Annotated in this window: 11 protein-coding genes; 5 read left to right on the top strand and 6 right to left on the bottom strand. The window is 72.7% G+C overall.

The window, feature by feature from the left end; all coding sequences use genetic code 11:
- Positions 1–33 precede the first annotated feature (33 nt).
- A complete protein-coding gene (locus BLS95_RS32885) occupies positions 34–3,114 on the bottom strand; it encodes a sacsin N-terminal ATP-binding-like domain-containing protein (protein ID WP_090940347.1) in 3,081 nt (1,026 codons plus the stop codon).
- A 66-nt stretch (positions 3,115–3,180) separates the two neighbouring features.
- Entirely contained in the window at positions 3,181–3,981 is an 801-nt protein-coding gene (locus BLS95_RS32890) for a DUF3027 domain-containing protein (protein ID WP_090940349.1), read from the bottom strand.
- A gap of 120 nt (positions 3,982–4,101) precedes the next feature.
- Between BLS95_RS32890 and BLS95_RS32895 the strand changes: the two genes are divergently transcribed.
- A complete protein-coding gene (locus BLS95_RS32895; protein ID WP_245765424.1) occupies positions 4,102–5,610 on the top strand; it encodes an MFS transporter in 1,509 nt (502 codons plus the stop codon).
- A 132-nt stretch (positions 5,611–5,742) separates the two neighbouring features.
- On the opposite strand, the gene BLS95_RS32900 is transcribed toward BLS95_RS32895, so the two are convergent.
- Both BLS95_RS32900 and BLS95_RS32905 read right to left on the bottom strand, forming a co-directional pair.
- Positions 5,743–6,138 (bottom strand): cold-shock protein, encoded by a 396-nt coding sequence (locus BLS95_RS32900; protein ID WP_090940351.1) that lies wholly within the window; start codon positions 6,136–6,138, stop codon positions 5,743–5,745.
- 92 nt (positions 6,139–6,230) lie between these two features.
- Positions 6,231–6,851, bottom strand: coding sequence for an HAD family hydrolase (locus BLS95_RS32905; RefSeq protein ID WP_245765425.1), 621 nt, complete (start codon positions 6,849–6,851; stop codon positions 6,231–6,233).
- A gap of 100 nt (positions 6,852–6,951) precedes the next feature.
- Here BLS95_RS32905 and BLS95_RS32910 point away from each other — a divergent pair, with 100 nt between their 5' ends.
- Both BLS95_RS32910 and BLS95_RS32915 read left to right on the top strand, forming a co-directional pair.
- Positions 6,952–7,347 carry a hypothetical protein gene (locus tag BLS95_RS32910; RefSeq protein ID WP_143043953.1) on the top strand — a complete coding sequence of 132 codons (396 nt, stop codon included), beginning with the start codon at positions 6,952–6,954 and terminating at the stop codon, positions 7,345–7,347.
- Between the two features lie 105 nt (positions 7,348–7,452).
- Positions 7,453–8,115, top strand: coding sequence for a TetR/AcrR family transcriptional regulator (locus BLS95_RS32915; protein ID WP_090940354.1), 663 nt, complete (start codon positions 7,453–7,455; stop codon positions 8,113–8,115).
- On the opposite strand, the gene BLS95_RS32920 is transcribed toward BLS95_RS32915, so the two are convergent.
- On the bottom strand, positions 8,108–8,965 hold the full coding sequence (locus BLS95_RS32920) for a hypothetical protein (protein ID WP_090940356.1): 858 nt from the start codon (positions 8,963–8,965) through the stop codon (positions 8,108–8,110). The two genes, BLS95_RS32915 and BLS95_RS32920, sit on opposite strands and share 8 nt — an antisense overlap.
- Before the next feature lie 45 nt (positions 8,966–9,010).
- Here BLS95_RS32920 and BLS95_RS32925 point away from each other — a divergent pair, with 45 nt between their 5' ends.
- Positions 9,011–11,491 carry a helicase C-terminal domain-containing protein gene (locus tag BLS95_RS32925; protein WP_245765426.1) on the top strand — a complete coding sequence of 827 codons (2,481 nt, stop codon included), beginning with the start codon at positions 9,011–9,013 and terminating at the stop codon, positions 11,489–11,491.
- A gap of 9 nt (positions 11,492–11,500) precedes the next feature.
- On the opposite strand, the gene BLS95_RS32930 is transcribed toward BLS95_RS32925, so the two are convergent.
- Positions 11,501–12,790, bottom strand: coding sequence for a hypothetical protein (locus BLS95_RS32930; protein ID WP_090940359.1), 1,290 nt, complete (start codon positions 12,788–12,790; stop codon positions 11,501–11,503).
- Between the two features lie 426 nt (positions 12,791–13,216).
- On the opposite strand from BLS95_RS32930, the gene BLS95_RS32935 reads away from it, so the two are divergent.
- Entirely contained in the window at positions 13,217–14,695 is a 1,479-nt protein-coding gene (locus BLS95_RS32935) for a class I adenylate-forming enzyme family protein (RefSeq protein ID WP_245765427.1), read from the top strand.
- Positions 14,696–14,724: the final 29 nt, after the last annotated feature.

The raw sequence follows: 14,724 nt of genomic DNA on the forward strand, positions 1-14,724 counted from the left end.
GTGGGAGGCCGCCGTGGGAGGCCGCCGCTCCCGTCAGGACAGGTCGGCCTCCGCCAGCAGGAGCGGTACGGCCTCGGGGTCCCGCAGGAGAGCGGCCACCGCGAGGCGGTCGTTCCACTGACCCGTCGCCCAGGCCAGCCCGCGGGCCAGGCCGTCGACCCCGGTGCAGTGCACGGCGCCCTCGAAATAACGCCAGGCGCACTCCACCCCGTCCACCAGCAGCTTCTCGTGCGCCACATACGTCTCGGGCGCGGTGGGCAGCAGGGAGCGCACCTCGACGGGCACCTTCCGCACCTCTCCCTGCGAGGTGACCTCGCCCGAGGTGAGCTCACCGGCCAGCGGCAGGTCCAGCAGCTCCGACAGCGACTCCGCCAGGTCGTAAGAGGCCAGCACCAGGGGCCGGTCGGTGACCAGTTGCAGCAGGTCGGGGGCCTCGACCACCACCGCGTCCTCGGCCGCGGCCACCACGATGGAGCCCCGCAGCACCGCCCGCACCCTGGACGGCGGCGCCACCCGGGAGGGGTCGACGGCGGCCAGGGCGATCCACAGGGCGCGCAGCTGCGCCCGGTCCACCTGGATCGACTCGTCGGCCAGCAGGTCGAGCAGCTCTTCCGGGCCTCCGTGCGAGGCCAGCAGCTCGGTCAGGGTCGTGCGGACGCCCAGCATCGACAGGGCCGCCTCGTCCAGGCCCGCCGGAGCGTCCTCATAGAGCCCCTGGAGCAGCGGGTCGGCGCCCGGCAGCCGCAGCTCCGTCGGCTTGCGCCCGCCCAGCACCGGATGGTTGGCCAGCCACCAGGCCGTGTAGGAGGGCACCTCCGTCCCCTGCACCCGCAACGGATGCAGGGCGGCACGCAGCGGGGGCCGGGTCAGCAGCGCCAGCGCCGCGGGCCAGTCGGCCACCAGCTCCAAATCCCGCACCGCCGCGAACTCCGCCACCAGCGGCGGCACGTCGAGCTCCGGCAGCAGGTCGAGCACGTGATCGAGCCACTCCTCCTCGCCGTCGAGGTCGTGGTCGCAGTCGTCGGGGTCGAGCAGCACGTCGGACTCGTGCACCACCGCGAACCCGTCGAGCACCCCCGCCGCCGCCAGCACCCGGGAGCCGTAGGCCGCCTCCAGCTCCGAGGCGGCCACCCCGAGGTGCGTGCCGGACTCCAGCAGCCCCGCCAGCGCGCCGTCGGCCAGCATGAGCTCCCCGGCCGGGTAGAGCTCGCCATCGGTGCCGCGCAGCGCCAGGTCGGCCAGCCACGGCGCCTCGCCGGGCGCCAGCCCGGCCGCCCCCACCAGCGACAGCACGGCTCTCGCCACCGGCTCGGGGTCGGGGCTGTCGAGCGACTGCGCGACGGCGGCCTTGGTCAGCGGATCTTCGAGGATCGTACGGGGCGTGGCCTCGGCGGCGCCCAGCCGCAGCAGCGCGGGATGGGCCGCCTCCGGGTGCACGATGCGCAGCCCCAGGGGCGTGAGGTCCAGGTCGGCGCCGCCATCGGTCAGGATGAGCGTGCCGCGTGGCCCCCGCACCAGCCGGCCATCGGTCAGCGGCACCGGCAGGGCGCCCAGGGCCTCGGGGTCGTCGGCGGGCAGCACCTCGTAGAGCGAGCGCCACCACGACGGCTCGCGCGCCTCCACGGCCTCGCCGGACAGCAGGTCGACCACGTCGGACAGCTCGACCCTGCGCACCCCCAGGGCGGCCATGGCCGGGTGCCGTGGCGGCCACCCGGCCGGCAGCAGCCCGGGCACGAAGTCGGCGACGGCCGCGAGCAGCTCCGCCGAACCGGCGGACACCACGGCGGCCTCCCGGCCCGCGACCACCCAGCCGTCGCCCTCGGGCTCGCGGGCGGGGTGCTCGACCTGCCACTCCGCGTCGGGTTCGTAGACCTCGGAGTCGGCGAACGACGGCGTCTGCACGGCCGGCGCGGGCGCGGACAGCGCCGGCAGCAGCGGCGTGCCGGGCAGCCGGGCCAGCACGGCGCGGCGGATCCGGGCGTCGAGCTCGCCCTTGCCCATGAGGGAGGGCACGAGGTCCAGCAGCTTGGGCGTGCGCGGCAGCTCCCGCAGCAGCCGGACGTAGGCGTCGGCCGCCCGCTCCACCAGGAAGTCGGTCAGCGGCCCCGTGGCCACATGGCGCCGGTCGGTGGCCATCGGGAACGACGCGATCAGCAGCGCGGGCAGGTCGAGCGGCTCGTCGCTGGGCGTGGGCGCGTGCACGACGGACGGCACGGTGCGGGGCAACGCCACCGGCTCCCCGACCCCGGTGACGCCCGCGGTGGATCCGGACACGGGGACGCCCGCGGCGGGTCCGGAGACGGGGACGGCCCAGCGCACGGACCAGTAGGGGCGGGCGCGCTCCTCGGTGGGCCGGTCGGCGAAGAGACCGCCCACCTCCTCGGCGGTGAACTCGCCGGAATCCGACACCACGTGCCAGCCATCGGCCACCACGGTGCGGGTCACGCCATCGAGCTCGATCTCGATGGCCTCCAGCGCGGGCATGCCGAGCAGCAGCGCGGGGCTGGTGTCGGCCAGCATCCGCCGGACCGCGTCGAGGGCGGCGCCGTCACGCAGCGGGAGGCGTACGAGTGTGTCGAATCCCTCGGGGACGTCGAGCGGCGGCCCGTCGAACGGCAGGCGCAGCAGCGGCACGTGCCCGGCGCGGCCGGCGAGCTCGCCCGCCAGCTCCGGGACCCCGGCCACCGCGGCCGTGGTCTCGGCGCGCGACCACCGGACCGAGCCGCTGCCGCGAGAGCCGATGGCAGGCTCGTCACAGACCGAGACCACCGCCGCGAACCCGACACCGAACCGGCCCGCCGCGCCGGCCTCGTCACGCTTGCCGGAGACACGCAACGTCGACAGGCCCTCCACGCCGGTGGCGTCCAGGGGAGCACCCGTGTTGGCGGCCGTCAGCACGTCGCCCCGTAGGGTCAACCGCAACACGCCCGGCACGCCCGCGCGCAGCGCCGCGTCGGCGGCGTTTTGCGCGAGCTCGACGATCAACCGGTCGCGGTAGCCGCCGAGCGCGAAGTCCTCCTCGGCGTTGGCGTCCTCGCGGAACCTGGCGGGGGAAGCCGTCCACGCTGCGAGCACGGCGGCTCGCATCCGGTCACAGCCAAAGGTTGCGGTCATCGATCACGATCCTGGTCGAGGGTTGGGGGGCCACCGTAGGTTAGCGGCCTGCACCGACACTCGGGCTCAGGAATGGCCAAGCTCCTCGGTGGCGGATTCGTCGACCGAGCCCGCCTCCTCCTCGATCAGGTCGTAACCGAGATCGTCGAGGATCGGTATGGCCTGCTCACCGGGTGGCGGCAGGGCCGCGGCCTCCGAATGGGCGCCGCAGCCGTGGTCGGCGGCGACGACCTTGCCGTCGTCGGGCGCGTATTCGTTGGCGCAGACCCCGAAGGACAGTCGCAGCTCACCTGACAGCAACCAGTAGAAGCCGCAGGTGGAGCACTGCGCGGGCGCGGCGTGTGCGATCGGCGTGTGCGGCCCGTGCTCGCCCGAGTGCCAGCGCCTGGCAGCCCGGTCCCTGCCGGTGGCCGAGAGCACACGGGCTCGACCCAGGCCGTACTCGAAAACCATCTGGTGGTCTGCGTCGTCGTCGATCTCGGTGAAACCGGGCGCGAGCCTGTCGTCGTCCTCCGCGGCCGGAAGCAGATCGCCCACGCCCAGGTCACCGGGGCGCAGCCGCTCGCTCCACGGCAGCCAGTCGGGCGCCAGCAGCGCTCCCGCGCCGGGCAGCAGGACGGCCTCGCTCACCGTCACCTTCTTGGCGCGCGAGGCGCGCGTCACGGTGACGGCCCAGCGCCAGCCCCGGTAGGCCCGGTCCAGGCAGGCGAAGTAGTGGGTGACGATCCGGTCGCCCTCGCTCTCGTAGCCGAGGTGCTCGCCGGGCTCGCCCGGGGACGCGAGCTCCTCGGCCGCGGCCCGCGCCAGATCGACCGCGGCGACACAGGCCTGATCGGGAGCGGCGACACGGGCCCTGGTGCGGCTCATCGGGGCGGCTCCGCCGAAAGGTGCTGTTCGCTCACACTTCATTCTCCCCCATGAGGGGACGTGGACGGGCCCACAACCGGGGATCCACATCTGAGATCGCGGACTAATTGGGTAAGACTGGTGGACGTGGGGGGAGGCTGGGGCCGAGCACGTGATGTCACGCGGCGCGTAGGGCGCGGGGTCGCCGACGCGGGCCGTGCGACCGCGCGTGCCGGGAGGGCCACGGCGAGCGGCACCGTACGGGCGAGCAGGGCCACCGCCAGAGGTGCGCAAAAAGTCGGTAAAGCGACGCGCCGGCTCACCTACGCCAACGGCGCGGACCGCACCGGGCTCGGCCGCCTGATCGAGCTGTCGGCGGGCAACAGCGCGAGCGACGCCCTGGTCACGGTGGCGCTGGCGAGCACGGTGTTCTTCGGGGTGCCCGTCGGCGAGGCCCGCGGGTCGGTGGCCCTCTACCTGGTCATCACGATGTTGCCGTTCGCGCTGCTGGCGCCGTTCGTGGGGCCGATACTCGACCGGTTCAGGTCGGGGCGGCGTTACGTGATGGCGGGCACGCTGTTCGGGCGGGGGCTGCTGTGCTTCGCGATGGCCGCCGCCGTGGGGCCCGGTGACCTGCCGACCTTGTTCATCGGGGCCCTGGGCGTGCTGGTGCTGTCGAAGGCGTACAACGTGTCGCGGGCGGCGATCATGCCGAGCGTGCTGCCCGCCGACATCGGGCTGGTGTCCGCCAACGCGCGGGTGGCGCTGTTCACGCTGGTCTCGGCCGGGATCGCGGTGCCGGTCGGCGCGGGATTGACCGCGTGGCTGGGCAGCGCGGTGGCGCTGCGCGTCGCGATGGTGGCCTTCCTGCTGCTCGGCGTCGCCGCGGTACGCCTGCCACGGCACGTCGACTCCCCCGACCTGGAGGAGGAGGGCGCGGCCCCGCGCTGGCGCACCTTGTTCAAGGTGGGGCCCGCGGTCGCCGAGGCCGTCTGGGCCAACGTGGCCGTCCGGGTCTTCTCCGGGTTCCTGCTGTTCTTCCTGCTGTTCCTGGTGCAGGACCAGGCGGTGCCGTGGCTGGCGGCGCGGGACCCGTTCTTCGACGTTCCCAAGACGATCGCACTGCTCGCGGGGGCGGCCGGGCTGGGCGGCCTGGCGGGCGCCGTCGTCGCCAACTGGACCCGTAACCACGCGCCGCAGCTCATCGTGCTGCTCACGCTGGCCATGGCCGCTGTGACCACCATCGTGACCGCGATCTTCTTCGGCGTGTGGGCCGCGCTGGCGATCTCGCTGATCACGGCCTTCGCGCAGGAGCTGGGCAAGCTGGCGCTGGACGCGATCGTGCAGCGGGAGATCGGTGAGGAGGTGCGCTCGTCCACGTTCGGCGTGGTCGAGGCGATGCTCCAGCTCGCCTGGGTGTTCGGCGGCCTGGTGGGGCTGGTGCTCTCGCTGACGCGGAGCGGCACGGCCGGGCTGGTCACGCTGGCGGTGCTGCTGACCGTCGCGCTCGTCTGGCTGCTGTTCACCAGGAGAAAGCGCATACGCGCGGCCGACGCCAGGTTGCGTGGGCACCGGGCCGAGCACGCCGACCAGCACCAGCGGCCGGACACGCTCGACCCCACCAAACCCCTGACCAACCCCAACGGCTGAGCTCCCACCGGGCGGGCCTGAAGCCGTGACCCGCTCCGCGGTGAAGCGGCCGGTTGGTCACTTGACCTGGGCACGCACGGGGGCGGGGCGCCGCAGGGCGCCCCGCCATCCGCTCGTGGATCCGGACGTGCTCTAGACGTCGAGGTCGTCGGCGACGGCCCTCAGCACCTGCGCGATCTTCTTGGCGTGCGCCGCGTCCGGGTGCTTGCCCCGCTGGTAGGAGGTCGAGACGTCGTCGAGCAGCTTGATCAGGTCTTCGACGATGACCACCATCTCGTCGGGCTTCTTCCGCTTGGCCTTGGGCTTCGGCTTGGCCAGGGTGGGCGGCTGCTCCAGGATCCGGACCGAGAGCGCCTGCTGGCCCCTGCGCCCCTCCGCCACGCCGAACTCGACCTTCTGGCCGGGTTTGAGCGGGCCTGCGCCTGTGGGCAGCGCGGAGGAATGCACGAAGACCTCACCGCCGTCGTCGCGGGTGAGGAAGCCGAATCCCTTGTCGGCGTCGTACCACTTGACCTTGCCACTCGGCACAGGAGGACCTCGTTCGAACTGTCGAAATAAGGACGGATGGATGTAGGTTATGCCCCGCGAAGCGCCAGGGCGACCAGGTAAATTCCGGGCATTTACCGAAGTTCATCATGCTTGCGCCAACCGGCGAACCAGTCCGCGAATTCGGTCAGGTCGCCCAACGCCACATCTGCTCCGTGATCACGCAGCTCTCTCACCGTGTAGGGGCCCGTTGCGACGGTCACGCTCACGGCGCCGCCCGCACGTGCCGCCTCGATGTCCGCGACATGGTCACCAACATAAGCTGCCGCGCCGAAGCGCGCGAGTGCCGATCCCTTGGCGGAGCCGAAAACGGAACCGACGACCTCGTCCACGGCGAGCCCGAGCGCCTCGACGGTGCCGGCGGCGTCGCGTGCGTTCTTGCCCGTGACCACGATGACACGGCCATCACGGGCGCGTACGGCCTCGATCGCATCGTGGGCGCCCGCCATGGCGGTGTGAACCGGAACGCCCATTTCCGGATATATCTCCCTATACAGATCAGCGGCTGCGGCGACCTCCTCGGCGGGAAGCCAGTTGGCCAGCTCGACCTCCAGCGGCGGCCCGAGCCGGCTGACGATCTTGGCGCTGTCCATGGCCACTCCCAAACGCAGGGACAGCTCCTCGTAAACAGCCGCGATACCGAGTCTCGTGTCCGCCAATGTCATGTCGAGGTCGAATCCCACGTTGTTTGCCACACATAGAGGATGCCAAACCCTGCCCTACCCCGCGTAACGGCCCTTGTTCCGCGGCCATAGTAATGGGAAGAAAGGAATTACTTATCGGAGAGGAGCGAGCGTGAGCGAGACCCCCAAACCTCCGCAGACCGGAGATCGGCTCGTCGCGTCCTCCGCCCCGCCCCGCCCCCACCGTCCCGCCCGGCCGGGCGGGACGGTGGTGACGCCCTGGCACCGGCTCGTGGGCGGCGTGGCCTACGTGGTGCGGGTCGCCGCCAGGGTGGCCGCGCTGTCGATGCTGCTGTACGCGGTCTTCACGGTGTTCAGGGCCAACCCGGCGAACGTCTGGTACCAGTTCGTCGAGTCGCTGGCCTCCTCGCTGTCCCTGGGCCTGGCCAACCTGTTCCAGCTCGCCGATCCCAGGTGGACGACGCTGGTCAACTACGGCCTGGCCGCGATCGTCTGGCTCGTCATCGGCTCCGCGCTGTCGGGCCTCATCCGCCGCGCCGCGCCCTGAGCGGGCCGCGTACAAGGAGCCCGCCGCGTGCGACGCGACGTACCACCAGGTGCGGATCCGGGTCACAGCACCGACTACGCTCCTTACGGAGGTATCAGGATAGACATGACCAGATCGACCCGTGAGCGGATCATCGATGAGGCCCTGCGGCTGTTCGCCGAACGGGGCTACTCCGCCACCTCCGTGGCCGAGATCGAGGCCGCCTCAGGGCTCTCTCCCGGCGCGGGCGGACTCTACCGGCACTTCAAGTCCAAGTACGAGGTGCTCGCCGCGGCGATCAACGAGCACGCCAGCCGGACGCGGACCCAGGTGGCCGAGTGCCTGGCCGGGCTCAACGGCATGGAGTCCGCGGTGGACCTGGAGGACCGCCTGACCCACCTGTGCCTTGCCGGGCTGGCCAAGATGGGCGAGGAGTCCGAGCTGACCCGGGTGTTCTTCCGCGACCTGAGCCAGTTCCCCGAGCTGGTCGCCGTGGTACGCGAGGGCCTGCTGCAGCCCATGTTCGACGCGATCGTCACCTGGTTCCAGGTCCAGCCCGAATACCGCGATGCCAAGATCGACTGGACGGGCGTCTCCGCGGTGCTCGGGGGCGCGGTGGTGCACTACCGGCTCTTCCAGGAGACCGTGGGCGACGTGCCGGGGCACGTGGCGAAGGAGCAGTTCGTGGCCGGTTGGGTGCGCCTGGCGGTCGGCCTCCTCTCCGGCCCGGCCCCCGTCGGCCGGGCGGCCGGATCCCCGTCCTACCCGGTCCAGACGCCCGTCAGCTGACCGGCCCGTCCGCGTCGAGCAGCCGGTAGGCCAGCCACACGACGCCCAGCCCCGTCCCGATCATGAACATCGTGCCGCTGACGGCGTAGAACTGGGTCAGGAACGCCTCCAACCCCGGCTGCGCCCCCATCCGCAGGCCACCGATGAGCACCCCGCCCACCGTGTAGCCGAGCAGCGGCGCGCCGGCTCCGACGGCCTTGTCCCGCACGTTCCACGTCTCGCTGAGCAGCACGATCGCGGCGCCCGCCGCCCACACCACCAGCGGGACCGGGAAGATCGCCAGCAGCGGCAGGTCGAACGGCACCAGCAGCGCCGCGACCACCAGCATCACCATCGCGGAGGTGTCGCGCGGGTGCTCCTTGACCACGGTCCTGGCATCCCTGCCACCGGTGGCCATCGGGTTGGCGCTGGACATGGCCGCCCGGCGCAACCCCACGAACGGCAGCCCCCGGCCGGCCCCGCGGTCGAGCCGCTCCTGCGCGATCTTGCGGTACGCCCGCACGCCCGGCGGCCCGTCCCGGTCGTCGACGATCGCCGGGAACCGCAGCGTGGAGGCCCCGCCACCCGTGGACCCGCTCGCCCGCCCACCCGCCGAGGGGTCGCTTCCCGTGCTGGCTCCGGTGTCTGCCAGCCGCCGCACCTCGCGCTCCACCAGCGCCACCGGATCGCCGAACCTGGCCAGCACCTTCGACACATCCCGGGCGTTCTGGCTGCCCCGGCGCTCGGCCTCGATCCTGGCCCGCAGCCGCTTGACGAAGTCGAGCCGCTGGTCGGCCCGGAGCACGCCGTGGGCCGCGTCGGCCGCCTTGGAGACGTAGTTCAGCACGAGCTGGTCCGCGCGCTCTATCACGTCTAGCAATGCTGCCTCAATGAGGTGGGACATACCATGGCATCGATGGAGTTCACGGAGTGGATCAGGGGGCGCACCGACGAACAGCTACGGGCGCTCGTCTCCGCGCGGCCCGAGCTGATCACTCCGGTGCCCGCGCATCTGGAAGGCCTGGCGTCACGGGCGGGCAGCCCGTCGGCGATCGGCAGGGTGCTCGACCGGCTCGACCGTTTCACCCTCGCCGTGGTCGAGACGCTGGCCGTCCGGGCGGGGCCGACGCCGAAGGAGGAGCTGCGCGACCTCATCGCCGCCGCGATGCGGGACGACGACCGCCCCCGCCTCCCGGCCGCCGCCAACGGCAACGCCGCCTCAAACCGCAACACCGACAACGGCACCGCCTCAAACCGCCAAGCCAAGAACGGCGCCGCCTCGTCTCGTCGCGACGCCGACCACGATGCCGCCCGCTCCCGCCCCGGCGATCCCGAGCCCGCGCTGTCGGCGGCGCTCGACCGGTTGCGCGAGCTGGCGCTGGTCTACGGGCCCGACGAGGGGCTCGACCTCGGCCCGGGCGTGCGCAAGGTGATCGAGGACCCGGCCGGGCTCGGGCCCAGGGCCGTGGACGTGTTCCGGCACCATCCGCCCGAGCAGCTCGACGAGATGGCCGACGACATCACCCCCGGCACCGAGGGGTCGGGCAAGGAGCGGCTGGCGGCGGTGCTGGCCGCGCCCGCCGCGCTCGTCGAGTCCGTCTCGCCGGAGGCCAGGGGCGCGCTCGACCAGCTCGCCTGGGGCCCGCCCACCGGCCGCGTGCCGAACGCCAGGCGCGAAGTACGCATGGCCTCGGCTCGTTCCCCCATCGAGGAACTGCTCGCCCGCGGCCTGCTGGCGGCCACCGGCGAGGAGAGCGTGACGTTGCCCCGCGAGGTCGGCCTCTACCTGCGCGGCGGCCGGGTCCACCGCAACCTGCCTGCCGTGCCGCCGCCGCTCTCGGGGTCCACCCGGGATCGCGAGCTGGCCGATCGTACGGCGGCCGGGCAGGCGTTCTCGTTCGTCAGGTCGGTCGAGGAGCTGTGCGAGCGGTGGAGCATCGAGCCGCCGGGCGTGCTGCGTACCGGCGGGCTGGGCGTGCGCGACCTCAAACGCACGGCGGGCGAGCTGGACCTGCCCGAGTGGGTGGCGGCGCTGGTCGTCGAGGTGGCGCACGCGGCCGGGCTGATCGCGGCGGGCGGCGGCGTGGACGGCGAGTGGCTGCCGACCTCCGGCTACGACCTGTGGCGGGTCAGGGGCACCGCCGACCGGTGGGTGACGCTGGCGGCCACGTGGCTGCAGATGGACCGGGTGCCGGGGCTGGTCGGCGAGCGGGACGAACGGGACAGGCCGCTCAACGCCCTGCACACCGATCTGCGCCGGGCCTCCGCGGCCGGCGTGCGCGCGGCCACGCTGGGCGTGCTGGCCGCCGCGCCGGGCATGGCGCCGACCCGCGACTCCGTGCTCGAACGGCTGGCATGGGAGCAGCCGCGCCGCCGGGGGCCGCTGCGCGACCAGCTCACCGAGTTCGCGCTGCGCGAGGCCGAGCAGGTCGGCGTGACCGGGCTGGGCGCGCTGTCCGGGCACGGGCGGGCGCTGCTCGACGGGGCCGACCCCGCCGAGGCGCTGGCGCCGCTGCTGCCGGAGCCGGTCGATCACGTGTTGCTCCAGGCCGACCTCACCGCCGTCGCGCCGGGGCCGCTCACGAGCGAACTCAACCGCTGGATGACACTCACCGCCGACGTCGAGTCCAAGGGCGGGGCCACGGTCTACCGGTTCAGCGAAAACTCGATCCGGCGCGCGCTCGACGCGGGGCACGGTGGCGAGGAGCTGGTGTCGATGCTGGGCCGGCACTCGGCCACGCCGGTGCCGCAGGCGCTGTCCTACCTGGTGACCGACGTGGCCCGGCGGCACGGCCGCATCCGGGTGGGCACCGCGAGCGCGTACGTCCGCTGCGACGACCCCGCCCTGCTCGACCAGATCACCGCCGACCGCCGCTCCGCCGCGCTGCGGCTGCGCCGGCTCGCCCCGACCGTGATCGCCTCCCGTACGTCGCGGGCGGTGCTGGTCGACTCGCTGCGGGCCATGGGCTACTCCCCGGTCGCCGAGTCGCTCGACGGCGACGTGATCATCTCCCAGCTGGAGAGCCGCCGCACCGAGGGGGTGTCGCCGGTCCGCACCGTGGCCTCGGCCAACGGGCTCGACCCGGAGGTGGCGGCGGCGGCCGTACGCGCGTTGCGGGCCGGTGACGCGGCGCACCTGGCGCGGCGCGAGCCCGTCGACGCGCCTGACGGCCAGGTGCCGCGTTCGCCCGCGACGGCGACGATCTCGGCGCTGCAGGAGGCGATCAAACAGGGCGTACGCGTGTGGATCGGCTATCTCGACTCGCAGGGCAACGCGACCTCGCGCATCCTGGAGCCGGCCCGCATGGAGGGCGGCTACCTGACCGCCTACGACGAGACACGGGCCGCCGTCCATCGCTTCGCCCTGCACCGCATCACCGGCGTGGCCGGACTCTGACGCCCGGCATCACCGTTGCGGCAGGGCCGTGATCACCTGCGCCGCCGGGCGGTCCGCCGGCAGGGTCAGCCCCTGCCTGGCCACCGCCGCCGCGGGCCCTTCGCCGGCCGCCAGCCGCCGCAGGTGGCGGCTGGTGTCGGCGGGGTAGCGGACGGACAGTCCGCCGCCCAGCGCCACGGCCGCCGTCGTGGCCGTGGCGGGATCCGCCGCCCAGGCCAGCGCCAGGCGGAGCGCCTCGGGCGCCAGGGTGTCGTCGGCGCACATGTACGACAGCACGTGCGCCGCCGCCATCCGTTCCTCGTCCGTGCCGCGCGCCCACACGTCCAGGAACTCCTGCCGGGCCTCCTTGAACGAGTGCGCCGCCAGCGACGCCACCCCCTGCGCGGCCCGTACCACCGTCTCCGGCCCCTGCCCCGCCAGCCACCTGACCCAGTCCCGCAGCGGCTGCCACAGCCAGAACCCGTACCGGCCGACCAGCTCCTCCAACACCTGATCGCGATAGTGCGGCGCCAGGAAGCCCGTCCCCGAGGCGTTGGCCAGCGGTCCGCGCGGTGGCCGCAACCCGGTCTCGGGACAGAGCCGTTCTAGCTCGGCGAGCCGGGCCTCGAACCCGGCCCCCGGCGCGAACGCCAGCGCCGCCACCGCCAGCACGTCCCGCATCGACGGCTTGGTGTCGAACCAGGCCGCCACCTCGTCCCGCGCCGGCGCCTCCTGGCCGGCCAGGCGCACCACCTCGGCGGGCGTCCGCAACGTCAGTGCCAGGTCCCTGGCCCGGGTGATCTCGTCCGGACTCCGCCCCGCCCGCAGGTCGAACGTGCTCACGCACAGGTCGAACAGCTCCCCCGGGTCGGGCGCGGTCCAGGGCTGCTCCACTTCGACCGCCTGCGAGAGCGCCCCGCTCCTGGTGATGACCAGATACGACCCCAGCTCCGCCAGCTTGCGGGCCAGGCCGACCAGCTCGGTCCTGTCAGTGCTCGCGGCGATCCAGTCGTGCAGCAGGTAGGCCCGGCCGGGGCCGTAGTCGGTCCCGGACAGCTCGCGGGCGGTGCCGGCCGGGGACAGGACCGTGATCCTGCTCTCCGCCAGCGACATGCGCGACAGCAGCGCGATGCCGCCCAGTCGCCTGCCCGTCTCCCCCTCGCTCACGAGCACCAGCAGGTGGCGCCTGGCCAGCCGGTCCACCGCGTCGGGGAAGCAGGCGGGCTCCAGATAGGAGCGCAGGAGGGTGTCGGCCTCCCGCCTGTCGAGGTCCCGGGGGACGGGAGTGGTCACCGCTCGCAGGTGGTCGTTGACTGTCATGAGGCTCTGACTGAGCGTTGTTTTTTCGAGGTCGAGCCCGCCCGGTTCAGGCGTGTGGGTCACGAAGTCACCTCGGACTTGACGAAGAAGGTTTCCTACCGAAAATGCCCTTGCCCAACGAATTTCTTCGATTCAACACCGCGAAATCACACAGCGTCACCATGCCCTTCTGACCAGGACTTTCGCGGGATAGCCGGTACGACGCCCACCGATGCGGACACGTCGATCATGCCCTCCGCTGGTCTGGTCGGGCCGCAGGGCGGCTAGATCTCCTTACCTTTACACGATCTAGGGCGACAAGAAAACAGGAATGGCCGTAGCGGCGGATTTCTTCTGCATTTACCGCCGGTAATGGCACCGTCCACAATTACGGGTCAAGGCGGGCCGGGGTTGACGCGGCGTCCGCGGGCGCATCACGTTGGGCAGGTGACCGAGCAGACGCTGGGCCGGTTGGCCGAGGAGTCCTGGAGCCGCTTCGACGACCACGACTCGGTGTACTACGAAGGGCGCTGGCACCGCAGCCACGCGCTCGCCGAGCGGGCGCGCCGGATGTGCGGCGGGTTCGTCGCGGCGGGGATCAGGCCGGGCGATCGGGTGATCGTCATGATGGCGAACGCCCCCGAGGTGTCGCTGACCTACCAGGCGCTGTGGGCCGCGGGCGCGGTCGTGACCCCGGTGGTGTTCCTGGTGGGGCCGGAGGAGCTGCGGCACATCCTGACGGACAGTGGCGCGGCCGCGGTCGTCACGTCGCCCGAGTCGGCGGACACCGTCCGCGCCTCCGCAGTCGAGCTGCCGACGTTCGTGGGCACGGCCGAGCTGGAGCGGTCCCCCGAGCACGGGCCCGTCGCCAGGGAGCCCGGGGACCTGGCCGCCCTCATGTACACCGGCGGCACCACGGGCAGGGCCAAGGGCGTCATGCTGAGCCACCGCGGCCTCTGGCAGGTGGGCAGGGCCGCCTACGAGCTCTCCCACCAGGAGGGGAAGAACCGGGGGCTGGTGCCCGTACCGCTGTCTCATGCGTACGGGCTGATCATCTCGGTCGCGGGGATGCACGCGACCGAGCCGCAGCAGGCGGTGCTCATGCGCTGGTTCGAGCCGGGATCGTTCCTGGAGCTGGCCGCCGCGCAGCACGTCCAGTACGGCACCGTCGTGCCCACCATGCTCCAGCTCCTCCTCGCCGAGCCGCTCGAAGAGCACCCGCTGCCCGACCTCGCCCACCTCATCTGCGGCGCGGCGCCGCTCGGGCGGGAGACGCTGGAGGAGTTCGAGCGCAGGATGCCCGGTGTGCAGATCCTGGAGGGTTATGGGCTGACCGAGACCAGCGCCGTCACGACGTTCAACCCGCCGGGCAGGCGCCGGGCCGGCAGTGTCGGCCTGCCGCTGCCCGGCTACACGATCACCGTCAGGGACAACGAGGGCGAGCCCGTGGAGGCCGGGGACGTGGGCGAGATCTGCGTGTCGGGCGACTCGCTGATGCTGGGTTACTGGGGCGAGCACAAGCCCGATCCGGACGGCACCGCGCTGGTCGGCAAGGAGCTGCGTACCGGGGACATCGGGTGCGTGGACGACGACGGCTACCTCTACGTCGTGGACCGGAAGAAGGACCTGATCATCCGCGGCGGCTTCAACGTCTTCCCGCGTGACGTCGAGGACGCGCTCAACGAGCATCCCGACGTGGTGATGAGCGGCGTCGTGGGCCGACCCGACCCGCGGCTGGGCGAGGAGGTCGTGGCGTTCGTACAGCTCGGGGAGGGCGCGACGGCCACCGCCGAGGAGCTGATCGGCTGGGCCCGCGACCGGGTGGGGCGGGTGAAGTATCCGCGCGAGGTGCGGTTCGTGGACTCGGTGCCGGTGACGAGCGTGCTCAAGCTCGACAGGAAGGCGCTGCGGGCCAGGCTCGGCTGACGAGGCCGGCGGATCTATGGTGAGATCGC

The organism is Nonomuraea jiangxiensis, assembly GCF_900099965.1.
Classification (GTDB): Bacteria; Actinomycetota; Actinomycetes; order Streptosporangiales; family Streptosporangiaceae; genus Nonomuraea; species Nonomuraea jiangxiensis.